Annotated in this window: 24 protein-coding genes and 2 pseudogenes; 5 read left to right on the plus strand and 21 right to left on the minus strand. The window is 57.3% G+C overall.

Annotated elements, in window-relative coordinates:
- Positions 1-97 precede the first annotated feature (97 nt).
- Positions 98-343 (minus strand): helix-turn-helix domain-containing protein, encoded by a 246-nt coding sequence (locus tag NKH28_RS26175; protein WP_352496530.1) that lies wholly within the window; start codon positions 341-343, stop codon positions 98-100.
- A gap of 125 nt (positions 344-468) precedes the next feature.
- On the opposite strand from NKH28_RS26175, the gene NKH28_RS26180 reads away from it, so the two are divergent.
- A complete protein-coding gene (locus NKH28_RS26180) occupies positions 469-744 on the plus strand; it encodes a DNA -binding domain-containing protein (RefSeq protein ID WP_352496529.1) in 276 nt (91 codons plus the stop codon).
- 12 nt (positions 745-756) lie between these two features.
- Here NKH28_RS26180 and NKH28_RS26185 read toward each other — a convergent pair whose 3' ends face one another.
- The 8 genes from NKH28_RS26185 to tnpA all read right to left on the minus strand — a co-directional run bounded on the left by NKH28_RS26185 (position 757) and on the right by tnpA (position 6,978).
- Positions 757-1,251 carry a DUF2285 domain-containing protein gene (locus tag NKH28_RS26185; RefSeq protein ID WP_352496528.1) on the minus strand — a complete coding sequence of 165 codons (495 nt, stop codon included), beginning with the start codon at positions 1,249-1,251 and terminating at the stop codon, positions 757-759.
- A 58-nt stretch (positions 1,252-1,309) separates the two neighbouring features.
- Positions 1,310-1,543, minus strand: coding sequence for a transcriptional regulator domain-containing protein (locus NKH28_RS26190; protein WP_352549367.1), 234 nt, complete (start codon positions 1,541-1,543; stop codon positions 1,310-1,312).
- A 33-nt stretch (positions 1,544-1,576) separates the two neighbouring features.
- Positions 1,577-2,203, minus strand: coding sequence for an acyl-homoserine-lactone synthase (locus NKH28_RS26195; protein WP_352980755.1), 627 nt, complete (start codon positions 2,201-2,203; stop codon positions 1,577-1,579).
- 91 nt (positions 2,204-2,294) lie between these two features.
- A complete protein-coding gene (locus NKH28_RS26200; RefSeq protein ID WP_352496525.1) occupies positions 2,295-3,023 on the minus strand; it encodes a LuxR family transcriptional regulator in 729 nt (242 codons plus the stop codon).
- 541 nt (positions 3,024-3,564) lie between these two features.
- On the minus strand, positions 3,565-4,971 hold the full coding sequence (locus tag NKH28_RS26205) for an aminotransferase (protein ID WP_352980756.1): 1,407 nt from the start codon (positions 4,969-4,971) through the stop codon (positions 3,565-3,567).
- Positions 4,972-5,134: 163 nt separating this feature from the next.
- Entirely contained in the window at positions 5,135-5,632 is a 498-nt protein-coding gene (locus tag NKH28_RS26210) for an Lrp/AsnC family transcriptional regulator (RefSeq protein ID WP_352621197.1), read from the minus strand.
- 288 nt (positions 5,633-5,920) lie between these two features.
- Positions 5,921-6,580: an IS66 family insertion sequence element accessory protein TnpB gene (tnpB, locus tag NKH28_RS34535; RefSeq protein ID WP_502906664.1), complete on the minus strand. Its 660-nt coding sequence runs from the start codon at positions 6,578-6,580 to the stop codon at positions 5,921-5,923.
- Positions 6,577-6,978 carry an IS66-like element accessory protein TnpA gene (gene tnpA, locus NKH28_RS26225; protein ID WP_352980757.1) on the minus strand — a complete coding sequence of 134 codons (402 nt, stop codon included), beginning with the start codon at positions 6,976-6,978 and terminating at the stop codon, positions 6,577-6,579. The genes tnpB and tnpA overlap by 4 nt, the downstream gene beginning before the upstream one ends.
- A 466-nt stretch (positions 6,979-7,444) precedes the next feature.
- Here tnpA and NKH28_RS26230 point away from each other — a divergent pair, with 466 nt between their 5' ends.
- Both NKH28_RS26230 and NKH28_RS26235 read left to right on the plus strand, forming a co-directional pair.
- On the plus strand, positions 7,445-7,921 hold the full coding sequence (locus NKH28_RS26230) for a hypothetical protein (protein ID WP_352980758.1): 477 nt from the start codon (positions 7,445-7,447) through the stop codon (positions 7,919-7,921).
- Between the two features lie 195 nt (positions 7,922-8,116).
- Positions 8,117-8,281, plus strand: a complete 165-nt coding sequence (locus NKH28_RS26235) for a hypothetical protein (protein WP_352980759.1) — start codon at positions 8,117-8,119, stop codon at positions 8,279-8,281.
- A 695-nt stretch (positions 8,282-8,976) separates the two neighbouring features.
- Here the strand turns inward: NKH28_RS26235 and NKH28_RS26240 are convergent.
- The 4 genes from NKH28_RS26240 to NKH28_RS26255 all read right to left on the minus strand — a co-directional run bounded on the left by NKH28_RS26240 (position 8,977) and on the right by NKH28_RS26255 (position 12,975).
- Positions 8,977-10,947 carry a DUF3732 domain-containing protein gene (locus NKH28_RS26240; protein ID WP_352980760.1) on the minus strand — a complete coding sequence of 657 codons (1,971 nt, stop codon included), beginning with the start codon at positions 10,945-10,947 and terminating at the stop codon, positions 8,977-8,979.
- On the minus strand, positions 10,947-11,432 hold the full coding sequence (locus NKH28_RS26245) for a three component ABC system middle component (RefSeq protein ID WP_352980761.1): 486 nt from the start codon (positions 11,430-11,432) through the stop codon (positions 10,947-10,949). The genes NKH28_RS26240 and NKH28_RS26245 overlap by 1 nt, the downstream gene beginning before the upstream one ends.
- Entirely contained in the window at positions 11,429-12,601 is a 1,173-nt protein-coding gene (locus NKH28_RS26250; RefSeq protein ID WP_352980762.1) for an ABC-three component system protein, read from the minus strand. Before NKH28_RS26250 ends, NKH28_RS26245 begins: the two co-directional genes overlap by 4 nt.
- A gap of 167 nt (positions 12,602-12,768) precedes the next feature.
- Positions 12,769-12,975: a hypothetical protein gene (locus tag NKH28_RS26255; RefSeq protein ID WP_352549734.1), complete on the minus strand. Its 207-nt coding sequence runs from the start codon at positions 12,973-12,975 to the stop codon at positions 12,769-12,771.
- Between the two features lie 569 nt (positions 12,976-13,544).
- Here NKH28_RS26255 and NKH28_RS26260 point away from each other — a divergent pair.
- Positions 13,545-13,631, plus strand: a pseudogene (locus NKH28_RS26260) (IS5/IS1182 family transposase); the annotation flags it as partial.
- Between the two features lie 614 nt (positions 13,632-14,245).
- Here NKH28_RS26260 and NKH28_RS26265 read toward each other — a convergent pair.
- From NKH28_RS26265 to NKH28_RS26300, 8 genes are all read right to left on the minus strand, one after another.
- Entirely contained in the window at positions 14,246-14,656 is a 411-nt protein-coding gene (locus tag NKH28_RS26265; RefSeq protein ID WP_352875030.1) for a hypothetical protein, read from the minus strand.
- Between the two features lie 194 nt (positions 14,657-14,850).
- Positions 14,851-15,348: an Lrp/AsnC family transcriptional regulator gene (locus NKH28_RS26270; protein ID WP_352549738.1), complete on the minus strand. Its 498-nt coding sequence runs from the start codon at positions 15,346-15,348 to the stop codon at positions 14,851-14,853.
- 485 nt (positions 15,349-15,833) lie between these two features.
- Positions 15,834-17,378 (minus strand): fumarate hydratase, encoded by a 1,545-nt coding sequence (locus NKH28_RS26275; RefSeq protein ID WP_352980763.1) that lies wholly within the window; start codon positions 17,376-17,378, stop codon positions 15,834-15,836.
- Between the two features lie 6 nt (positions 17,379-17,384).
- Entirely contained in the window at positions 17,385-18,818 is a 1,434-nt protein-coding gene (locus tag NKH28_RS26280) for an NAD-dependent succinate-semialdehyde dehydrogenase (protein WP_352980764.1), read from the minus strand.
- 197 nt (positions 18,819-19,015) lie between these two features.
- The gene (locus NKH28_RS26285) at positions 19,016-19,942 is read right to left on the minus strand and encodes a LysR family transcriptional regulator (RefSeq protein ID WP_352980765.1); all 927 of its coding nucleotides are present in this window, start codon (positions 19,940-19,942) and stop codon (positions 19,016-19,018) included.
- 130 nt (positions 19,943-20,072) lie between these two features.
- Positions 20,073-20,975, minus strand: a complete 903-nt coding sequence (locus tag NKH28_RS26290; RefSeq protein ID WP_352980766.1) for an HpcH/HpaI aldolase/citrate lyase family protein — start codon at positions 20,973-20,975, stop codon at positions 20,073-20,075.
- 133 nt (positions 20,976-21,108) lie between these two features.
- Positions 21,109-22,260 (minus strand): CaiB/BaiF CoA transferase family protein, encoded by a 1,152-nt coding sequence (locus NKH28_RS26295; RefSeq protein ID WP_352980767.1) that lies wholly within the window; start codon positions 22,258-22,260, stop codon positions 21,109-21,111.
- A 15-nt stretch (positions 22,261-22,275) separates the two neighbouring features.
- Complete coding sequence (locus NKH28_RS26300; protein ID WP_352980768.1) at positions 22,276-23,529, minus strand: methylaspartate ammonia-lyase; 1,254 nt, start codon at positions 23,527-23,529, stop codon at positions 22,276-22,278.
- A 757-nt stretch (positions 23,530-24,286) separates the two neighbouring features.
- Between NKH28_RS26300 and NKH28_RS26305 the strand changes: the two are divergent.
- Positions 24,287-24,430, plus strand: a pseudogene (locus tag NKH28_RS26305) (IS4/Tn5 family transposase DNA-binding protein); the annotation flags it as partial.
- Positions 24,431-24,627 lie beyond the last annotated feature (197 nt).

Raw genomic sequence — 24,627 nt, forward strand, 5'->3', positions numbered from 1 at the left:
AGATAGGACAGCGGTGCTTCACTCTGAACCGAATGCGCCGATCGCGGACGAGGCCCCTGTTGAGGGCGTTTGTTGAGCAATCCAAGCGCAACGCCGTCTACAGGTCACGAGAGCGACGCATTTGTGCCAGAAGCTCGCAAGGATCGATATCGAGAGCCTCGGTAACGTCGAGAAACTCAATTACGTCCAGCCGACGTTCACCACCCTCGTACTTGGCCACGAAGGATTGTGGGCGGCCCAGCATATCAGCAACCTGGGTCTGGGTGACCCCTTTGGTTTTGCGCGCCGCAATCAGCCGTTCTAGCAGCCGGCGCTGGCGAGCTGATCGAAGGGATTTCGGCATCAGACGAACCGGCCAAGAAGGAACCGGCTCATGGACTAATCCCAGTTTCGGATTATCCCATTTTAGGATATTGTGCAGTCAAAGATCTGCGCGGACGCGGCATAGGTCATACGGCGAGACATGAAATGGTAGACAGATTGCTCAAACCTGCTGTTGCCGACGAGGTCCCATGGGCGGAGAGCCTGACGGCTTACGACGATGAGCACTTCACGATATATTTGAAGCTCTTAGACGCATGCGCCGGCAATGCCAGCGAAGAAGAGATGGCGCACGCGATATTGGGCATCGATCCAGTGCAAGAGCCGGCTCGCGCCCAAAAGGCGGTTCGCAGCCATCTCGCGCGCGCCCACTGGCTGGTGATCGCGGGGTACAAAGAGCTGTTCTCTGGCCAAGAGGCCTGATGGTGACGATCGCTATAGAAGAAACCGCTTATACCCACCGTTCATGAGCCAGCGCCCGCGTCTGACTGCACGGCGGACGCTGTCGCGAAGATGGTCACCGGGGTCGGCCCAGTCCTGCTCGACGCGGGCTCTGCCGAACAGGGCAAGGCCGATTTCGCGGTGTGGTGCGCCAGCGATGGAGCCGTCGAGCGCACGCAACACTCGGCGCAACCGCGAGCAACGGGGCTCGGTCGGAAAGAATCCTGGTTGCAGCCTGCCGGTCGAACGGAGGCTGTTCAGACATTCCAGCGCGTTCAGGCGTTGCTTCAGTTCCTCTGGCGACCAGAGGACGGAGGCTGTCAATCGCACAGGTTCGAGGATGCTGACGCCTGAAGCAGCCAATTGCAAGCTCCTGCCATTGTCCTCGACAAGGACGTGCTGATGCCCATCCCGCGTGACGAGTATGGAGATGCGGCAGGAGTGCGCGACGAGATCGAGCACGTCGACCCCGCGCGGCCGCGCCGCCATTTCGGCAGCAACCGGTAAAACATGCGGACATTGGCAGGGGCACCAAAAAACGCTCGCATCAGTTCCTTTTGAGCTTGCAAAACAGAAGGCCCCACCGCGAGAGATCAACAGTGTTCGAAGCCAGGCTGATAATGTCCACGGACGGGGCGTTCGTGCGTTCGGCACCGCGTAGCGCGTTCGCCAGATCCTTCTGGAAGTCCGGATTGCGCCTGAGGAATTCCCAGGCCCAGCCTCGGCTGGTCAGCCGCTCGACATAGCCATAGTCACCATCACCAGGTCTTGTTTCGTCCATTGCATCGTTTCCAAGAAAGGTCGGATTCCAGGCTCAGGCGATCTTCATGACCGGTGTCCACAGTACCGGGCCCTTGAGTCCGCCATTGCGATGGAGGGCTTCCAAGCTCTGTGTTGAGACGTCGAGATATCCGGCAACGGCGCGCGTGTGGCCTATTGTTTGCGGATCGGACAGCCGTTCGAGTGGCCAGCCGGCGCGACGCAAGATCCGCTCTATGCGTAGATCCGTTACGGTAACGATGCTGTGCAGACCACGTGACAACCCAAACTCGACCATCCCGGCAAACAGCTCGTAGGTGCCAGTAGCGATGCCCGCCTGTTTCGGCGCGGAAGGCGGCAGATCAAGCGCAAAACGGCTGCTTTCCCAAACACGCGGATCTTCCGGCGCTGGACGGTCGGCAAGGAGAGCGAAGAAGCTATCGCGCAGCATTGTCGGTCCTGTAGTCGGCAACAGGCGCACGCAGCCGTCGATGCGTCCGTCGGGCGCACGCAGCAATAGGTAGTGGGGACGAAGCGCGTCGAACGGATCGACCTCAAAGCCGCCGCTGAACGAAACGTCCCAATCAAGTCGATCCCTGAAGACGCGATACCGCAAGCGGTGCATCTGCTCGAGCTCGTCGCTGAACTCAGCGTAGCAATCCGGCGTGATCAACTGCATCATGATGGCCTTTCTCCCTCGCATGGATAACACCTGCGATTGAAGGGAAAGGCCGGAGTTGATACAACCTGTGCATGTGCCCAGGTTTCGGAGATCAGGTGAAGAGAGATGGCCTGGATAGTGCAAGTCGAACGGCTGCCTGAATAGCCGTCTTCACGCCAAGCTTCTTCCTGGCGTTATCCCGATGAAAGGCTGCGGTGCTCCGACTGATTCCCAAGATGCGGCCGATTTCCCACGCCGTCTTGCCGCGAGCCGCCCACTTCAGACATTCCATTTCCCTTCGCGACAGGGCAACGCCAGCCACGGTCCTGCCGTCGGCCAGCTTGCGACAGGCATGAAGGTGGAAGAAGACCGCGATGAGCTGCAGCACGCGATCATATCGATCAATCAGGCGAAAGAACGGTGGTCGCCTTTCATCGGAGGCGAAGGTCAGTGCTGCAAAAGTACCGGTGCTGTCATGGATCGGGATCGTGAAGCCGCAGTGAATGCCAAATTGCGTCGCCTCATCCATCAATTGTCGCTGCTGCGTCGATAGTTCGAGAACAGCACCGTGCGCATCCCAGTTGAATGGTTCCTGACCACCACGCGCCTGATGGATAACCGGGTCAATCTTTTCATACCGACTTTGAAGGTAGTGAGATGTCCAGGATTGAGGGTAGGTGGAAATCAGGCGGACCTTGCGGCCCTTGACAGGCGAAGGGAAAAGATAGGCAAAAGACGGCAAATCGAGCGAAGAGGCAATCTCGCCCAGAGCGTTGCGCAGGTCCGTCGCGTCAGCGCTGTCCGCGATCTGCTCTACAAATCTATGAAAAGCGTCTTGCATAGCTAAACTGCAGTGAGTTCTGGCCTCCCAAAAAGGAGCCAAGACGGGCCGGCCAATCCGCAGCCATTCTGGGTAGAAGGCCCGGCCGGAGACTGAGCTCCGTGCCGGGCCGGTGCGCCTTGGGAGGGCGATATGTGCTTCGACGGCGCTGTTATCGAAACCGAGACGTCATTCCAGCGTCATCTGTTAGCAGGTGACAGTTGTCCTCTTGGGTTTGCACTTCATCACGGTCGGGGTGTCTTTTTGCGTGCGGTTGAGACTGCTCCATGGAGGAGCTCAGCCTCACGGTAGATTGCGGTCTGTGGTCTGTGAAAGCGTCACCTCTTTTTTTGCAGCAGCTCACGTGAGCCGTCTTCGGACGCGAAGGCGGCAGTGTGTTTTTCGAGATTGGCGTCGCATTTCGGCATCGGCTCGCACACCCTCCATGCAAGTTGCCTTAAAAGCGAAGCGGATTGTTGCGCCCCCCTGCTCATGACGCCACAGGGCTGCCGCACGTGAATGTCCCGGCCGATCCGAGTGGAAGGCTTCATCTCACGCCAGATCATATCGCGCCGTCCGCCTTCAGCGCGCGATAGGTCGTATCGACTGATTTCGCGGTCGCGTCGACGATGATGTCGATCTCTTTCCGGGAAATGATCAGAGGTGGGGCATAGCCGAGAATATCGCCATGCGGCATAGCGCGGCCGATGACACCATTCTCAAACAGAGCAGCAGCGGCGCGCACGCCGACCTGAAGTCCGGGTTCAAATGGTACCCGCCCTTTAGCATCCTGCATCAGCTCCACGGCGGCTAGAATGCCGACGCCGCGAACCTCGCCAACAATAGGATGTCCCTCCAGTTCGGCTCTCATGCGGGCATGCCAATACGGTCCGACATCCCGAACATGTTCCAAGATGTTTCTTTCCTTGAGCAGTTTAATATTCGCAAGCGCTGCCGCCGCGCAAAGCGTGTGACCAGAATATGTCCAGCCATGGCCAAGTGGGCCGTGCTTCTCCGTTCCTTGTTCCAAGACCGACCAGACCCGATCACCGATAATAGACCCGGAGATAGGCAGGTAGGCTGAACTCAAGCCCTTGGCGATCGTGACGAAATCCGGGCGCATGCCATACAGGTGGGAACCGAATTTCTCACCGGTTCGCGCGAAGCCGCAGACCACTTCATCGGCGATCAGAAGGATATCGTACTTGTCGAGCACGCCTTGAATTGCCGTCCAGTATCCCTTTGGGGGCGGAACGATGCCGCCGGTCCCAAGTACCGGCTCTCCGATAAAGGCTGCAACTGTCTCGGGGCCTTCAGCGAGGATAAGGGCTTCAAGTTCGTTAGCACAGCGTCTGGAGAACGCTTCCTCACTTTCGCCGTCATGCGCCTGGCGATAGTAATGTGGCGTCGTCGTATGGCGCACCAAGTCCAGCGGCAGGTCGAAGAAATTGTGAAAGAAGGGAAGGCCTGTCAGGCTACCGGTGATCAGCCCGGACCCGTGATATCCGCGATGTCGCGAGATGATCTTCTTCTTTTCAGGACGGCCGAGGATGTTGTTGTAGTACCAGACCAGCTTGATATTGGTTTCGTTAGCGTCGGAACCGGAGAGGCCGAAATAGACCCTTCGCATGTTCTGACCGAAATATTCGACCACGGCCTCTGCCAAGAGCGCGACTGGCTCGGTTCCTTGGCTTGCATAGACATGGGCGAACGGCAACTCGTGCGCTTGCCGGGCAATGGCGTCGGCTATCTCGGTGCAGCCATACCCCATATTGACGCAATAGAGCCCGCCAAAACCGTCGAGGCTTTTTCGGCCTTCGGTATCCCAGATGTACACGCCTTCTGCGCCTACCATAATTCGGTTTGGCGTCTCGCCGCGGCTGTGCTTGGCTAAGTGCGTAGACGGATGAAAGACAAAGCTCCGATCCTTCTCCCGGAGTTGCTCGGTTCCCAGATTGCTCAAGCTCATCGTCCGTCTCCTCGCGATCATCGGCGGAGGACACTCAGCCAGCCGCCTCTTTAGCAATTAGTATACCGGCAAACGCCTCTCGACTTTCGCGGGAATGTACGACTTTAGCCGACGAATTCGCGGAAACGACACCGATCGCCGTGGAAATCGAGGTTTGGGGAGTTTATCTTTGCCTTAGAGCGGACAAGGGGATCGGTGAATTGGATTTCACTGGTTTGGTCACGACAAGGCTATAGTATTGGTCGATCCCCAAGCCTGCCTGCAGCAGTCCCTCCATGAAATTCTGATACGCAGCCATGGAAGGAGAAGAAACGCGCATCAGATAGTCGATCCGCCCCCCGATAGCCCAGCAGTCCAGGATTTCCGGAACCTCTTGGATCGCAGTCTCGAAGTCCCGTTGATCCTCAAGACGATGGCGATCCAGAACCACCTCCACCATGATAGAGATGATGCCACCGATGAGGGATGGACTGAGTCGCGCGTAGAACCCCTCAATGATCCCTGCGGCTTGGAGTATACGGAGCCGTTCCGAACAGGCCGAAGCCGAAAGGTGAACACGCTTTGCGAGCTCGCTTTTCGAAATCCGACCGTCTGACTGAATCTCTGAGAGAATCCGGACGTCCCAAGCGTCTAGGCGCACAGGATCAGATTTCGACTTCATGACCTTGCTCTCAAGCGGTGGTCGACAGCGCAATTGATCCGAATCAATTCTGTCATTAATTGAAGTGACCGAATGTAGTGGACGACATCCGCTCCCCGGCCCGCAACGCGCCAGAGTGGGTTGTCGAGTGCATTCTTTGAATCTCCGCTGCTTTACCTGATTGGCACACTCGACAGCATCCGAGCATCGATCGCGTGGACGGAACAGTCAGATGCAGTGTTTACACCGGCGCATTCGGCTTGAAGGCCTTTCTTATCGGGCTCGCCGCTGGGTAGTGCAAAATGCCGCTCATGTTACCGCTACGGCCCAGAATCCGCCGATGTTGCGTGCGATGCTGTCGGCCGCCATGCGCTTACGCCACTCAAGAGGCCCGGAATTGTGAATTGAGTTCCCCTCAATATCGACAGCCATGATGACCGGCATGTCCTGCACCTCGAATTCATAGATGGCTTCCATGCCCAGATCTTCAAAGGCAACGAGCCGTGCCGCCTTGATCGATTTTGAAATCAGGTACGCAGCGCCACCCACTGCGATAAGATAGGGCGTTTTGTGTCTGAGAATCGACTCGATGGCCGCCGGTCCCCTCTCCGCCTTAACCACCATTGCGAAAAGCCCGGTCTCGGCGAGCAGCTTTTCAGTAAAACCGTCCATCCGGCTGGCGGTTGCCGACAGTTGCGCGGCCGTAAGCCGCATCACGCCGTCCTGTACTTTCGGCCAGCGGAACTCGCCGTCCTCCAGGCGCTTGGCATAGAGGCAAACGCCGGTGCCGTCCCAAAAGATCGGCTTGATCCGGTCGGTGCGCTTCGCCCGGAAGACGTAGACGGCGCCGCTGAACGGATCGGCGCCCATCGTCTCGCGCACCAGCGCGGCCAGCCCCTCCGCGCCCTTGCGGAAGTCGACTGGCTTTGTCGCCACCATTACGTTGACCGCACCCGTCGGCCCGATCACGTCGTTGCCTTAAGCGCGCGGATTATAGCAGCCACCGTTTTGGTGTCGGCGCCGCGGCCAACGCGCATGGCGACACCGTCGATCTCAAACTCGATCACGCCGGCGTCGCGGACCGCCTTCTGCTTCCGTGGTCGTCCTGGGCGCTGCGCCACCGGTTCCGGCAAGGACGCCGCAACCACCGCAGGAACGAACAGGGATTCTGATGCCGGCGCCTCCGCCGAGGGCTGACGCGCAGCCCGGCGCCAGGCAAACAATTGCTGCGGGGAAAGCGCATATCGGCGAGCTACAGCACAAACCGTCTCGCCAGCCTCGTAGCTCTCCGCAACGATCCGCGCCTTCTCCTCTGGAGGCCATTCGCGTCGCCGGCCGGAGCCCGTGAACACCTCGAACCGGCGCACCGGCCCCAAGTCGTTCGACTTAAGCGTAAGCTCTGAAATCGTCATATGTCGAAGCCCTCAAAGGCTCCGAACATCGTCCTTCACGCCGATCCCCGAAAGGTGCCGTCGGAACATCGCTTACGCAATATCGCACGGCGCGCAGCCCGAGACGTGCAAGCAGCAGAGGGGACGTGCGGTCGCGGGTGCCGGCTGACGTCATGACGTCGCACAACGCGATGACCGCCTGACTCCCACCACGAAGATCTAACGCTGCAAAGCGGCCGTCACCGTACCACGCCGATGGTTACACTGCGAGGCTTGCTCTCGCAGGTGAAATCATCACACCTTACGGAAGCGCTCGCGTCCGGACTGGGCTACGGCACAAACGCCGCGCTACTTGCGTCGCTTAAAAGCACTTCGCCTGCGAGGCCTACGCTCTCGCACTTAGACCTGTGGCGAATGTCAGACAGGTTGGCAACGTTCGGCCATGCCGATGTTGATCTCTCAGCCGTCAGGATGGTTGCGAGATCGCCGTCGTTGCCAGATCGTATCTGGGTCGAATTCGCCAGCGGCGATCGCAGTGCTAATTCGTTGGTTCCGCGAATGCACAAAGCGAGGCATTCCAAATTTGTGTATCGCGACCCGGCGTAAATATTTCGAACTCCGTTGGGATTGCATCTCCATCGACCCTCAAGATGAAGGACATGTGCAGGGCGATCGAGGGACGACCTTGGTCCGAGAGATGTTCAAGACATACCAGATCATCGCTCGGCGCATTTCGGTCAAATCGCTGTTCTCCGGCTCCAGTTTTGTTGGGTCTGTCGACCATCTTCTGCCTGAGTTGGCCGCTGAAATCGCCGATACGTTCTTTTCGATGCTCTACGAACCTATGCGACGGCAAGCGCAGCCTAACCGGCCCCGGCCTTCGTTCGATGCCGCCGAAGGCATCTTCCGCAGACTTTGAGATAAGCAGCGATTACGCGATTTCCACCCGAAACCCTGGGTACGCATCTCGAAAGGCTCCGAGGGCCTCTGATCGAATCTTGTCTAACTTGATCCCGGCGGCGCGTTCGACATTAAATGTCGTGCAGTCACTACTTCCACATGCACAAAGTCTGATGCTCTTGTCTCGCAGACCTGACACAAAGGTGCGCCGCAATTGATCAATCAATTGAACGGCGCGCGAAACGCTCGCTTTAACTCGCTGGTCACGCAGGTGATGCAGCGAAGGTATCCGACGTATCTCATCGCCCTCTCGCGTTCGCCAAATGTCGGTATTCAGCGCGACGATGGTATCTTCAATGGCCTGCTGAAACGCCGATAGCGAACACTCTTCGAGGAACGGTGTTCGAAATGCAGGACGGTCGAATGGAGCAAGGGCATCGCCATCTGTAAGGCCGATAAGTCGTCGGCAAAACGGAGCAATTCGTCAGCCCTATCTGGAAAAACTTCCCCAGCGCAAAAGCGGCCTAAGAAGATCTTCGCCGATCAGGCGCAGATGTTCCTCGAACTCTACGCCTGACCAGATTGATAGATTTTTATGCCGTTTGCTTTGGCAAATGTTTGAATGGCGTCTCGGCGCGTTGCGGACACCGCGCCGCGCGTTACGAATTTGAGTGCATCAATCTTCGAGGGAGAGGAAAGCATCCTCTGCATGTCATGCTCAGCCTTATTTTGGGTAAGGCTGCTACGATTGACGCATTGAATGACCGCCCGGCAGCGCGTGCCATCGTCAAGCAACCGCCCGTGGTCGCCCCCGGCTTGCCCATACCAGGCGATCTCGGTCCATCCGGCCCGGACATGATATGCAAAGACGAGCCTCTCGAATTCGGCCCCACAAAATCTTCAAAATGAATTCTTTGCACAAGGCGCGAGACATTCGGCATCGCACACCCCTCAACCCGGCAACTTGGGGCAAATGATCATTTTCTTAATCCCGTTCTCGCGAGCGTAGCGCTTGGTTCGATCCAGGCCCTCGTTCGTTAGCCAGCCAAACGGGCCGCTACCCCCCACGATCAATCATTGTTGCGCCGATCCTAGCCACTCCGGCGGAACCAGTTTTGTGTTGTCGCGCCACTCCTGAGCAAGCGTCACACCTTCGATCTCGCCCCAGACGTCAAACCCGGCATGATCGAGAACGATCACCTGTAGACGGCCTTTTGCACGCACAACCTCTCTGCCGAGGGCTTCGAACACGGCGCGAACGGCAGAAATATCCACGTCTCTGATGCGCACTGGGACGTCATCAGTGCCCTGATCGAGATTTCGTGGGAAATACACTTGGCTTGGTTGGTCATAAATTAGAAGCGCCGGGACAGGATGATTGCCCTCTTCGAGGAAAAACCGTTGGAGCGCCAGCGTTAATGCAACGTGGTAGGCGAGCCAGTTGGCGCCGCTGCCTATCTCCCAGAGAAAGTCCGAACGGTCCGCATGAATGACACGAATTGTGAGATCGTCGATTAGAAGCTTGATAGGAGCTTCCTTCCATTCTGCGTCGAGCGTTGGGATAATTTGTGCCGCAAAATTCTCTATGATCCGAAGAGCGTTGTTGGTCTGAGCCTTCACTTGCTGCTCAGAATAAATCTTCCGCAACTTTTCAATTTGCTCAGTTAGCTGCTGAACGCGAGCATTGAGCTCGGACGTTTCGTCCGCGCGATCATAAGTGACCAACGCTTGCTCTAGTCTGCCGAGGAAGCGTTCGATGCGGTCGGAGCGATAAATTGCCTTGCTGACTTCATCGGACCTGCGTTCGAGAATAGAAATTTCTTGCCTGATGCCACTCAAACGAGCTGTGGACTCTTCAACGAGCCCGCGCAGCCGAAGTCGCTCTCGATCGAACGTGTCAGAAAGAAGAGGCTGGCTTCGCAGCTCAATTTCTATTCCGGATAGCGCCTCAGTGAGTTGGTCGAGTTTCTCACGGCCGGAGCCTGTCAGTGCGGCGATAGGATCGTCCGTTCGACCGGCAAAGCTGCTCAGCCATGATGCGATACTGAGACGATCGCGCTGAATGCGAATTGCGGCCCCATAGCTAGAGCTGCTCTCGATCAGTTTTTGAACTTCATTGAGACGCTGCCTGTGTTGAGAAACGAGCGCTGCTGCAGCCGACTCTCCCTGACGTAGCTGCTCAAGTTGAACCAAGGTTGGTTCGATGGAGTCGACCGTGGTATTGGCGAGGCGCGTATCTGATTGCACCACCTGACGCAAAAGGTCCACGGTCTCGGGCCACTCCTCGGGGACGATGGTGCCTACAGGCAGTAGACCAAATTCGATCGCTTGGCGCATCCACGCTTGTGTTTCAGCTTGCCACGCTCGGACGCCTCGGCGAATGCCCGACAGATCACTGTCTGCTCTGCGCAGTAGCCGTTGAAGCCTGTCAATTTCCCAGCGAGCGGCCAGCATCGCAGGGGTCAAAGCCCCAACAACGTAAGGAAAGATCGCCCGCAGTTTCTCGCGGTGCTCGGTTGTGTCCGCGTTGAAGAATAGCACCATCGGATTGGCGACTATGTATTGCGGTTGGAACATGAAGGCTGTCAGGTCTCTAAAACTGACCCTGGATTGGAAACTTTGTTCAGAGGCATCGGGATCAAGCCGTAGCTGTGACAGTCCAGCAAGGCGGTCGAACATTCGCTTCACTTCATCGACCGTTGCGTTCTTCTGGTCGATGCGGTTCGGAATTTCGATACCGCCTCCTTCCAGGACGAACATGTCACCAGTCTGCTGCGCATCCCCCGGCTCTCGCCGGGCCAACAATTTCTGTCCATCCAGCGTCTCGATCAAAACGCCAAACCACGCGCAGGCATTTCGGATGCTTCCGACGGGAATTCGACATTTTCCCGATCCCAAACAATAGTCGATGATCGGAATGACAGCGGACTTGCCGGTCTTTGATGCACCGCTAATGACATTGACCATACCTGGTTCGAATTCAACTTCGCGCGGCGCAAAATCGCCTTTGGGCCAGAGGATGAGTTTGAGAATCTGAAAATGCATCAGAGATGAACCTGTAGGATGGAGAAGGCATGATTTGCCGGGACGCGCGCTATCCACCGGCCCAATTTTTCTGCTGCCGGACCGTGTGCTTTTAACCTCTCAGGTGGCTTAGGAAGCTTGACTTCATTCGCGCGCAACGTTGCAGTCGCGTAATCAAGGCTAACGATTTTGCTCGCAACACCCGTGCCGATGGACTCGAGAGTAAAAAGCCGCATCGCGAGGGCGCGATCGTGAAGGGCAAGCAGGTCTTCACGATTTTCTGAAAGATTGGCGACGAACTTCCCTAATGCTGATCCGACCCGCGTGGATGTGACCACTTCCATTGTCTGCGTGTGCATGACGATCGGAAAAACAAGAAACATCAATTCCATATTCGGAAGGCGATCCATGGATTCCTCCTGGAACCCATGAATGAAATTCCAAAGGATCGTCGAACCGAACGCTGGGTTTTGAACCAGCTCAACGGCTGAGAGTCTCTCCGTCATGCCCAATTCTTCCCAAGGATATCTTGATACGACGGATGCCAACCGACACGAAGATCATTCGCCAGATCGTTGTATGCTCCCTCGACGAAGTGATTGGGCAGAGTCCGTCCTTCAAGTGGCATCTGCACGGTAGCACAACGCCTGTAGACCAATCGGCCGCGCTTTTTGGGATCGTGCGCGGCATGAAGGTCCTCGACTTCGTCGCGTACGAGCGAGAAGCGCTGCTGCAAGCCCGCGTCGAACTCATCAAGGCTGTCTTCGACGATGTCACCGTCGGCAGCCCATTTGATCTTGTCGGCAGTCGAGCGCAGACAAGCGCTCACAGCACCGACGATAAGCTCTGGGGTGAGCTCCACCGCTTCGAGCTGGCGGACGAACATTGGTGCCGACGCAATGGTCTTTTCTATGTCCGCCGTACCAGGTGCAGCGGTCGTCGAGTTGAGCAGGCCTGCAAGATTGTGTTTTCGCACAAACGCTTGAAAGCGACGCCGAAACGCTTGCGCATCGACGACTGGCGACTTGCCATCTCGGATTAGGCGTTCGGCGTCCTCCTTGGCACGTCCAATCGCAGCACTGCAAAAGTCATTTACAGCTGACTCGGTAATAGTGGCGCGCAAAATCTCGCGGATTCGATCCAGTGGGTCCGTCTCGGCATCGAACCTAAATTTCTTGATGATTGCAGCGCATGCGGGATCGCCGGCAACCAGGAATCTTTGGAGATGTTCGCCGAATCCCTTTCCTACCGTACTTGGGGTCAGCCAACTCTTGAGTTTGGTGATGATCGCGTTAGCCGCGTCATCCGTGTTTGCCGCGTGAAGGGCTTCGACGATGGGACCAGCTTCCCCGGGAGCCACATAGAGGATGAACTCTGTGTTCCCCGGTTCCAGCCCGTGGGCAGCACATATGTCCACCCAGTTGCCGAAGGTCTTCCAAAGGTCAATTGATTTGTCGGTAATGAGCTTCGGCCGAATTGAGCTCTTGCATTGCTCAAGTGCCACTTGACCCGAAGGACGATGGATAGCGACGTCGTCCATATATTCAAGCGACACCAGCTCTCCATGGGCGGCGCGCAGTAAGTGGTAGCAGAATCGTACTGGCTGCACCGCGTATCCCAGATATTGTCCAGGAGCGGATGTCTTCACCGGTCTTACCATGTCTTCTACGCTCATGTGCCCCGCGGCGGACTTATGCAGTTCCCCGCCCCTACCCTCAGAATTTCAATAAAGTATGCGCTACCCTAACAGGCGGCTTAGTATCGGACGAGCAGCTTGTACTACCGATCTGATCTTATCCACACGGTCGCCACATCCACTAGACAGAGAGGACTCTTAGGTCGCTATTCGCCGTACCGGCGCTCCAGCGCGTTGGCAATTCGCTCGCAAAGCAATTCTGAGGTCACGACTGTGAGGTGGAGACGAAGGCGAACTCCGTGCGTATCAACTAGGGTAGTGACAATACGGCGATCGGAGTACTCGGCGAGGTCGAGTACATCGTTGATGATGAAGTCTGGTGTTTCGCGGAGCCTCTTAGGGCGCTCATCCACCGGGTTCTCCTCCTAATCCAGGTTCAACGCTTGTCAACTGATCGGTGGCCTTCCAGGCAGGCCGAGCCTAATTCGCTGGCCTTCGGCGTAGCTCTCGGCAACGGCTTGAGCGTCGAATAAATGCCGAGTTATTTTGCCATTTTCGACGACCTGGACAATCCATTGGCTGTCAACGTTTTTCAATCGCACGTCATTCGGTTCTCCGGCAACCACCTTCGTCTTCCGTTTCAGCAATTAAGAACGAATGACAGTGGAAGTCCCAAGCCGCTGTACCGCTCTGTAGACAACAACATCCCCCGACGTGATATTCAAATCCAGATTTTCTGACAGCAGGTCGTCGCTACACGACGGCAATCCGTTCGATTCAGTCAGAATGCTCGACGCTCTAGAATGAAGGGCGCCTTGGTCAAGGCGCCCTTCGCATCGGCGGCAGGCTTCGATCCCGGAGGTGCGGACCTAAGCACTTCGGAAGGAGCCGCCGATGAGCCCTTTTTGGGAATCCCGCTTAGCCGACACCGACTGGACGGTCGGGTCTAGCGCATGCAATCGAATACGATGGGCGCTATGGTCTCGTGCGCGACTACGAACGACGCATCGACCTCTCCGAAGCCATGATCCACGTCGCCGTGGGCAGTCTTTTGATGCGCAGAACAGCCATTGAACCAATTCTCAAACGGACTCTTAGCACTCAAATCTCTCTGGTATTTTGCGCTCCCACTACTTGATGATCTCCACCTAAACCTGGAATGTGCCATTTCGGATATGGAAATCACCTTCTTCCGGCCAAATGGTTTCTTATTTGGGCTGCTTCGGCAAGGGCAACGCCAAAGCTGCCCGGCAAACACTTCAGTCGATCACCAGCAATTTGCCGGAACATTCGACCTTCAGTAATCAGGCTGCTTTCAGTGATTTCTATTCCCCAGTTTCCGTCCTTCTAGGCAATCCTCGATAACGGCTGCTCAATGCCCGCTTCGTGAGTATAGCAGCGCCAAACGGACCGCGTTGCGCGAATAACCGCCCCATCGTCGCAGGAATTCGGCGTTTTCTCGCTGTCCGCGCACATTTCCCGCATTTTCTGACAGGAAGTGGGAGAATTCCCGCTCTACGGTGCTCAACGGGATCGGTCGCACACGCTAGAACTACCAACGTATATTTGCAATGAGGATAGCTTTTAGAACAGCTGCGCCTCCGCCAGTTTGCTTAAACCGCGCCGCGCGGCAAACTAGCCCCGCCGGGCGAATGCCGGCGGGCATTTTTTACTCGCGGGCCTTCAGTGAACCTCTTGCAACTCGAGTAGCTGTCCCTCGTGGCCCCTGTAGAAAATCTGGACCTGCAAGCCGCCCGTATAATCGTCTACATCGAATGGTTCCACGGTGACTTTACTAACAACAAGGACGCAGACAACGTTTGTTGCGGGCTCCTCAATCGTGACCTCAAACTGAGGTACAGGTGGACTAGACTTTGATTCTCCGGCGGCTTTCATCACAGCGTGGTGGCAGGGGGTCGGGGCCCAGATCTTCACTTCGCGAATGTGGAGGCCGTCTGGAGGTGGCGGTTGCCTGTCAACCCAACCCTTCGCATCACTGAGGTCAATTGTCCCGACATCCTCAGCTAAAGCCGAGATTGACAGAAACCACAGAAAACTCGCGGCGATTGCCGCCTTCGTAAAAAACGTGGACATCAAACTCTCCTCCGACTTTTAGTATTCTGATCATGAGAACCCCCTGCGGTTTTTAAATCCAATTCGCAGGGCGCTTTATTAACTCTTGAAAGCATACCGGCAAACGCCTCTCGAGTTTCACGGAAATGCATGTCTTTAGCCGACGAATTCGCTGGATCGGCACCAATCGCCGTGGAAACCACGGCTTCGGGAGTTTACCGTTGACTTAGTGCGGACAAAGGGATTGGTGAATTGGATTTCACTGGTTTCGTCACGATAAGGCTGTAGTATTGATCGATCCCTAAGCCTGCCTGCAGCAGTCCCTCCATGAAATCCTGATACGCAGCCATAGAAGGAGATGAAACTCGCATAAGATAATCGATCCGCCCCCCGATAGCCCAGCAGTCCAGGATTTCCGGCGTCTCTTGGATCGCAGTCTCGAAGTTCCGTTGATCCTCCAGACGATGACGATCCAGAACCACCTCCACCATTATGCAGATCATGCCCCCGATGAGCGCTGGACTTAGTCGCGCGTAGAACCCCTCAATTATTCCTGCGGCTTGGAGTATACGGAGCCGTTCCGAACAGGCCGAAGCCGAAAGATGAACACGCTTTGCGAGCTCGCTTTTCGAAATCCGACCGTCTGACTGAATCTCTGAGAGAATCCGGACGTCCCAAGCGTCTAGGCGCACAGGATCAGATTTCGACTTCATGACCTTTTGCTCTCAAGCCGTTGTCGACAGCGCAATTCATGCCAATCAATATTACCATTAATGAAGTGATCGAATGTAGTGGACGGCATCCGTTCTCGGCCCGCAATGCGCCAGAGTGGGGTTGTCGAAAGTCAGTGGAAGCGATCCATGGAGAAAGGCTGTAGAAGCAGTTTGGCTATCGCCTCGCGGCCTAACGGGGCGATGACGCAACTGGAGAGTATAGTCGCCTTCGGCGGAGACCTCATCGTAACTAGATAACGCATTTTTTTGATCCTCCGCTGCTTTAACTGACACCCTCGACAGCATCCGAGCATTGATTGCGTGCACTGAATAGTTAGATGCAGTGCTTACATCGGCGCATTCGGCTTCGAGACTAAACGCCCTTCTTATCTGGCTCGCCGATTGGCATTGCAACATGCAGCTCGTGTTACCGCTACGGCCCAGAATCCGGCGCTGGAGTCTGGCCGGTGCCCAGCCGGGAAGACTCAAACGCCGATGTTGCGTGCGATGCTGTCGGCCGCCATGCGCTTACGCCACTCAAGAGGCCCCGAACTGTGAACGGAGTTTCCCTTAACATCGACAGCCACGATGACCGGCATGTCCTGCACCTCGAATTCATAGATGGCTTCCATGCCCAGGTCTTCAAAGGCAACGATCCGCGCCGCTTTGATCGATTTTGAAATCAGGTATGCAGCGCCACCGACTGCGATGAGATAGGGCGTTCTGTGTCTCGCAATCGACTCGATGGCCGCCGGGCCTCTCTCCGCTTTGCCGACCATCGCATATAGGCCGGTCTCGGCGAGCATCTTTTCAGTAAAACTGTCCATCCGGCTGGAGGTTGTTGGGCCAGCCGGCCCGACCACCTCATCCCTCACTGCGCGGACGGGTCCGACGTAGTAGATCACGCGTCCCCGCAGATCGACGGGAAGCGGCTCGCCGGTATCGATCAAATCGACTATTCGCTTGTGGGCGGCGTCACGGCCCGTCAGCATCTTTCCGGATAAAAGGAGGGTTTCCCCGCAGCGCCATGATGCCGTCTCTTCGTTTGTGAGCGCACTGAGATTGACCCGCCGGACATCGGCCGTGTGCAACTCCTCATTTTCGATCTGTGGCCATTCGGAAAGGTCGGGCGGTTGGAGCTGGACCGGCCCTGTGTCGTCCAATGTGAAGGTCAGGTGCCGGTTGGCGGCGCATTGCGGAATGAGTGCCACGGGCTTGGACGCGGCGTGGGTAGGATAGGTTGCAACCTTGACGTCCACGACTGTTGTCAGGCCGCCGAGGCCCTGAGCGCCGATGCCCAGCGCGTTAATCCGCTCATAAAGCTCAACCCGTAGTGCCTCCTCCGCGCTTGACGGCCCCCTGGCGATCAGTTCCGACATGTCGATGGGTTCGTTCATGGCCTCCTTGGCTAGCAGCATCGCCTTTTCAGCGCTGCCACCGATGCCGACCGAGATCAGGCCGGGGGGGCACCATCCGCTGCCAAGGGTCGAAACAGTGTCGACCACCCAGTCGGCAACGGACGCGCTGGGGTTCAGGGTGGTGAAACGCGCCTTGTTTTCCGATCCGCCCCCTTTTGCGGCGATGGTGATCTCAATCTGGTTGCCTTGCACAAGGTCGACGTGGATGACCGCTGGCGTGTTGTCACGCGTGTTCACCCGCCCGGCAAGCGGATCCGCAACGATCGATGGTCGAAGGGGATTGTAGGGGTCGAGATATGCTTGGCGAACGCCCTCATTGACGAGGTCGGCGAAACTGGCCGTTGATTTGATGCGGACGCCCATGCCGACCTTTGCAAAGACCACCACAAGACCGGTATCCTGACAGATCGGGCGCCGTCCGAAGGCCGCCATGCGAGAGTTCAGCAAAATCTGCCCGATGGCGTTCTTAGCCGACGGACTCTGTTCGCGCGTGTATGCCTGCGAAAGGTACCGGATATAGTCGGGGGGATGGTAGTGCGAGATGTACTGAAGGGCGTCGGCGACGCTCTTTGTGATATCCTTGCCGGCAATGGTCCGTGTTCTTTTATTCACGAAATCTCATCCGAATGACCCGAGCCCGTTCACCAGTTTCAGGTTCTGGAAGCTCCGAAAACCTTGCTCGCCGCCCTCATATCCATAGCCGCTCTGTTTGACGCCTCCATACGGCGCATCTGCAGAAACCCCTTTCAGGTAATTTACACTGACGGCGCCTGCCGAAAGACCGCCGATCAGCGCCCGTTTCGCATCGGTGGCGCCGGTGAAGAAGTAGGCAGCCAAGCCATACTCAGTGGCGTTGGCTTCTTCGATCGCCTCTTCGATCGTGTCGAACGGCGCCACGGTGAGGATGAGCCCGAACGGCTCGTCATGAAGCACTTTCGCATCCTTTTGCACCCCTGTCAGGATCGTTGGCGGCCAGTAAAAACCCGGTTGGTCGAGGCGGGTGCCACCGGTTTCGACGGTGGCGCCGCGATCGACCGCATCCTTGACTAGACGCTGCATGGCCTCGATTCGCCGTGCATTTGCCATCGGACCCATCTCCGTCGCCGGGTCGTCCGGTGGACCGATCTTGATCTTGCGGGCGACTTCGGTCATCCGGGACAGGAATTCCTCGTAGAGAGGCCGCGCGACGAGGATCCTGCTAGGCGCATTGCAGCTCTGGCCCGCGCACTCGAACTTGTATTCCGCAATTGCCGGTATGGCCGTTGCCAGGTCGGCATCCTCGCATACAACGACCGGGGAGTGCCCACCGAGTTCAAGAATGCACCGCTGCAAGTTATTCGCGGCGAGCTTGGCGAGCTGTTTTCCAACCTCGGTAGAGCCCGTGAAAGTCAAGACCTTGACGATCGGCGAGCTGAGGAGATGCCGGGATATTTGCACCGGAACGCCAAAGACGAGATTGACCACGCCGTCCGGGATACCCGCTTGTCGCAAGGCTTCGACGAAGTGGACAGCCGCGCTTGGTGTCTCTTCAGCCCCTTTGAGGATCACCGGGCAGCCTGCCGCCAAAGCAGGGGCGAGCTTGCGAGCGATGAGAACGGCGGGATAGTTCCAGGGCGTGAAGGCAGCAACGACGCCAAGCGGCTCCGGTACTATCATCCGGTTCGGGCCCATCGGAATGGGGGCCGACAGCTCTTCGGCGTGCGTGCCGTTCCACTCCAGCGTTTCGACAGCGCGCGCGTACTCACCTGTCGCTTCGGCAATCGTCTTTCCCTGTTCGGCTGACAGGTCCCTAGCCGCCGCTTCAACCTTCGCTGCCAGAATTTCGGCGGCTGCCACAAGAATCTCGCCACGATCCTTTGCAGGCCGTGAGGACCAGGCCTTGCGGCTGCGCTCTGCCGAAGCGAGGGCCTCATCCAGATCCGGTATCGTCGCCGAGGCCACCGAGGCAAATACCATCTCCGTCGCCGGATTGATGACCGGCAGAGTGGCTCCGCTACCACCGGCTCGCCATCTGCCATTGATGAAGAGCTGATAGCTCGTGGCGTTGGACATCCCATGCTCCGCTTGAGTATTTTGCCAATGCGAGACCCGCCGATATCGAACCTAGGCCCGCTTCTCTGCAGTTCATCGCATTGATCGGGTCCGGTCAAATATGGAATATCGCCCAAAACCATCTGGAATCCAGATTGATATCGCGCAAGCAGCCGCGGAGGAGCGGTAGCACCTGGAACTTGGTTTGAAGGATGTGCCTAAGGTCGGTCCGGTGTCGTGGCCGACCAGTGCCTGCTCTCGATCAATGTCCTGACGACCTTGGGGATAAGCTTGCGGACCGCAGAAACGGCTGGAGAGCGCTCATCTTTCGGGTTGACCGCAAGCACAACGGAACGGGTGATCACTGGATCAATGATCTTAACCGTCCGGACTTGGCCTTGAGACGCCTCTTTCTGAATGGCCGAAGGGGTAAGGATGGAATACGCCTTTCCTTCCATGACCATATTGATGATCGTAGAAAGGGAGTCGACTTCGAATCTGACGTCCAGCACACAACCGTGTTGGGCAACGACATCAGCCACCGAACGCCTGACATTGTTATTGCGCATGGGAACCGCCAGCGGAAACGCGTGCAGGTCGGCGAGCCGTATCGAATCTTCGAATGGCGGTTGGCCCGGCGGCACCACCAGGCAAAACTCTTCGCGGGCCAGCACCGTCATTTGCCCCACGCTCTCGGCAGTGCGATACAGGACAGCCAGATTGAAACGGCCGCCGGCCATCCACTCCTCTAGCGGTCCGGTCATGCCCTCGATCATCTTCAGCGAAATCCTTGGCAATTCGCTTCTTACCGATTCGATCAGGGGACCACTAAGGACGCGAGCGGCTCCGGAAGGAATGCCAATGGTCACCTCTCCGGAAGGAGCAGCCACCGAGTTGGTCAGTTCCGCCTCAGTGAGCTGAATTTCCTTCAGAATGATGCGCGCGCGTTCCAGCAGCTTGTCTCCGGACGCCGTGACGCTGACACCGGTCCGATCGCGAACCAGCAGCTGCGTGCCGAATCCTTCCTCCAGTTGACGCACATGCAGGCTTAGAGCGCTTTGAGCAACGTTGAGGGTCGCAGCTGCCTTCGTGAAACTGCCGGCTTCGACGACGCCGACAAAGTATCTTAACTGCCTAATGTCCACGCTGAACAAATCCAAACCGAGGCATAATCCCCAGTGCCTTCTTATCTATCTCGAAACGAGATGGAAGGCAAGCAATATTCGGGCCATGTCTCGAAAAACAAGCGCCTGTCCGGCTGCTGATTAAGGCAGCTCAGTTATTGCTGGCGAGAGCCAGGATCTCGTGAGCACGCCGAACCACCGGGGGATCAATCATCTTACCATTCAACGAGAATGCAGACAGGCCACGCGTGGCGGCATCGTTTTCCGCCGCAACGACGCGACGGGCCCACTCGAGTTCCTGCGGGCTTGGCGAGAAAGCCTCGTTGAATATGGCCACCTGTGTCGGATGGATCGCCAAAGCTCCGGCAAAGCCAAGCCGCCGCGCATGCGCTGCGGTTTCACGAAGTTTATCAAAGTCCGAGAACTCGCCAATGCTTCCCGCGAAGCCCAGCGGGAGCAAGCCCGCCGCGCGGGCGGCAAACAGAACAGAAAGGTTCGGCGACAAGAGAAGGTCGAATTCCGGGGCGCCGCCAACAGCAGCACTGAAATCTTCAGGACCAAGTCCCATCGCGACCATCCTTGGATGCGCCGACGCAATGGCCGCGAGCCTTTGCAAGGCGCCCGGCGTCTCGATCTGGGCAAGGAACCGGATGCGTCCCAGCGGAAGATTTCTTTCCCGTTCAAGTTCTGATACCGCATTCGCGATCTCTAAAACCCACTCTGCCGAGTCCGTCTTCGGAAGAACAAGTGCGTCAACACCCGGTATCACGGCTGCATCCAGATCGGCCGCCAAGGCGCGCAAACCACGATTAACGCGGACCAAAACCGACGCGCCCTTGCGGCCCACCTTTGCCACGGATGCAGAAAGCTGCCAACGTGACCCCCCTTTTTGATCCTGGGGAACGGAGTCCTCGAGGTCGAGTATGACGCCATCTGCCCCGCGCTCATGAGCCGCCTCCACAAAGCGCGGAACGTGAGCGGGAACGAAGAGCAGGGATCTCCAGCGGGGTACAGACATCGCGCTTTCAACGGCCGCAAAGGTGTCTTTGATCATGGAGTCGCCTCCGCGGCCGATTTTAGCGAGGGCGGTGCCAGTGAGCTTTCTGGGCGGCCGGCGTGCTGAGATGATGCGCGGTACACAGGCTCCTTGGAAATAGCGAGCGCACCCACCCTACCGAGATGCGCGCTCACTCCGACGCGGCTCTCTCGCGCAAACGCCCTAGAACCTCCTCGCGGACAGTCTCGGTATGAGCGCCAAGAGCCGGAACTGGGCGCAACGCGGGGTGCTCGGAGTTGAAAATCGCCGCCGGCGCTATCGTGTCTACAACTCCTTCAGGTGTGCCAACCTGCACCCTGCGAATGTGTGGATGGTTTGAAACATCCGCTACTTCGTTCAGTCGGCCATATGCCAAACCGGCGGCCTCAAGCTCGCGCATCGCTTCGTCGCGGTACAGCTCGGAAAAGCGCCTCTCAATGATCTCATCAAGTTGCGCACGGTTACTGAGGCGCTCCATATTATCAGCAAAACCACGTGCGCGTGTAAGCTCCGGCTGCTGCAGGAATTTCTCGCAGAAATTTACCCATTCGCGGTCATTTTGCACCGAAAAGATGAGCTCTTTGTCATCGGCACAACGATAGGCGCCATACGGCGCCAGCGACGGGTGTTTCACGCCGGCGCGTAGCGTGTGATAGTCACTGTAGTCGTTTTGCAGAACCGGAACATTCATCCAGTCGGCGACGGCATCGAACAGTGACACTTGGATGCTAGTGCCTTCGCCGGTGACCTCGCGGTGATAGAGGGCCTGAAGAATGGCGCTATGCGCCGTCATGCCCGCTGAGATGTCGCAAACCGAGACCCCTACACGTGCGGGCCCTTGTTGGTTGCCGGTGATCGCGCATAGCCCTGTTTCGGCCTGGACGATGAGATCATAAGCCTTCAAGTGGGAATACGGCCCTTTCTCCCCGAAACCCGAGATGTCGCAGGCGATCAGCCGTGGAAAGCGTCGGCGCAGACCAGCAGACCCGAAACCCAGTTTTTCGATACTGCCCGGCTTTAGGTTTTGGATGAAGACGTCAGCAACGGCGATGAGCGATTCCAGGATGGCCCGGTCCGCCTCCGACCTCAAGTCCAGACACACTGACTCCTTACCCCGGTTAAGCCAGACGAAATAGGCGCTTTGCCCACGCACCAACTTGTCGTAGTTTCGGGCAAAATCCCCTTCGGGCCTCTCGATCTTGATCACCCGGGCTCCAGCGTCCGCAAGGCGAGACGATGCGTAAGGGGCAGCAACGGCCTGCTCCACGGCTACGACAGTGATCCCCTCAAGAGAGTTTTGCATGCGACACCGTGCTTTTCATCCAACGTTTTCGTTTTGTGTCCGACGACGGTTCAGCATCGCAAGCAATCGGTTCTGTTCGTTCCCGACGATGGAGAATCCCTCATCGACTCCCATTCCGGGCTTTGCGAGCATCATGTCCGCCTGGGTTGCCACCGATATGTGGACCGAAGCCCGGGCGGAGAGATCAGTCTCAGTGCAGCTTCCCCCGACATACGCTCCCACCTTGTGCTCTTTGCACAGAAGAACGGCACGCGCCGTGTCGGCAATTGAGCCCACATCCGGGGTCTTGATTTGAACGAGATGCGCGGCCTTCGCTTCGGCAAAAAGCCGAATGTCCTCAAGCGTATTGCACCTCTCGTCTACGACAATGCAAGCGCTGGAACCCCGGTCATTCAGGATCGATACAATTCGAGCGTAGTTATCAATTTGGGCCTGCGTGAAACCAAAGTCCGCCGGGCACTCGATGTTGAGCGTGAAATCCGGAACCGTATCTGCAACCTTGCAGATAAAGTCGGCGATGGTTTGCGGCTCCAGACCGATTTCCTGACCGATCCAGCCATACACATCGAAATGCAGCACCGGATGATAGCCCGGGCGGCCGATTGCGCGCGTACGCGTTGCAACCCACCTCACGAACTCCATGAAGGTCTGGCCGCCGACGCCGAATTTTTGCCGTGAGTTGATCAGGCCATGTGGAAGAACATCGACGGACTTCAGAATCATCTTGTCGACGTTGATCTCGCGAGCATCACCGCTCTGGCAGTAGATCGGGACTCTGCGCGTCGGGAGCGGCAGGTCAAATTCACTGCATATGATTTCCGCCATTGTCGTTCGGTGAAGATGAGCGGCTGCGCGAAGCAGCGCCTGACTGACGCCATACTCAATCGCGAGAGGTAGCCGCTTATGTTCGAAAGGCTCGAGAACCGTCGCGCAAGCAGGAAGGTAACGAGAAGCATCGGCATCAAGAAGCCGTGGCGTCACAACGCGCGACGTCAAATCCGAGATTTGATGGGTGTCAAAGAAAAGATCGCGTCCGCCGGCCCCAGAGTACTGGACGTTCATCATGTCGCCCCACACAACGGCGTCGTCGGTGAGGACGAGCCCGACGCTGAGCGAAGATGCTGGAATGCGAATGGATTGGAAGTCGGGCGTGATGGGATCGCCCACATAGACAAAACCGTCCTGCGAGGCACCGGCGCTTATGGCTGCCTGATCGTCGTAGAAAAACGCGCCGTTTCCTGGCGCGAGGAGCACGTCTTTGATCTGCACTTCAGTTCGCTCGATTTCTGCCCGGACAGCGTTGACGGACGGACCCAGTTCGATCCGCTACCCGCCAAGTATGTGCCACTTGGCATTGGGTCCGCCAATATAATGTTCCGGACAGTGCCATCGCGTTTTGAGATGACTGATACCTCACTTGTGGGTGGCGTCGCTCTTTTGTTCTTTGCAATACCGTGCGCCATACGGCTGCTGCGCTCAATGGTTCCTAGGGTCCTCTTCCATCTTTTCAGTCTAGCCGAACTGTGTGGAGGAACTTGCCCAGCCGGCCGGCGCTTTGAGAAGGAATAGCAAGGACCAAATGGGGCGCGTTCGATCTAGAGGTGGAAGTCCTGGCGCGCCCTGGAAGCGACAGTTCACTCCTCGTGGAAATGGTCACGTGCTGGTTGAAGTCACACCGCCACACAAGTCAAGTGACATACTCAAAAACAATTGCGGAGTCAGTATATTCGCAAGTACATTAGAAGATAATTCGTGGGCAATTGATTTCCAGCCCCCTGTCGATACGCCGTCGCGACAGTCATTACAAGACCAGCGCGACACTCTCCGTAGAAGAATTCAAGGAGGAGGAGCCTAACTTTTGACAGTATACCGAAGTCTTCAACGTTGCCGGACAACCTTCGGTGTCGTTACCTTTGGCGTACGCCTCCGGCGAGGCTTCCGATTACCCACATCGTCGGCGGGCCTATTGCCCCGTATGAATCTGCCGTGATTCTGTCCGTGACGCCGAATCACGGAGGCGTCACGGATGCGAGACAAGAACGGCAGCAGCGAAGCCGCTTGGCAGGAGGAAGAGCTTTCTGCGGCGGCCGTTCCCGACAAGCGTCTGGCCCGTCGGCTGCGACGGTTGCTGGATCAGATGTCAGTTGCGCCGGGCAAGCCAATCCCGGCGGCCTGCGGCGACTGGGCGGCGGCGAAGGCGGCCTACCGCTTCTTTGACAACCCGCGTGTGACCGAACATAGCGTTCTGGCCGGCCATTTCGCCGCGACCGCGGCGCGCATTGCGGCGAGCGAAGGTCCGATCCTTATCCTGCAGGACACGACCGAATTTATCTACAGCCGCGCGCAGCCGGGCAAAATCGGCTTCAC

It is taken from the genome of Mesorhizobium sp. M1227, assembly GCF_040318315.1.
Classification (GTDB): domain Bacteria; phylum Pseudomonadota; class Alphaproteobacteria; order Rhizobiales; family Rhizobiaceae; genus Mesorhizobium.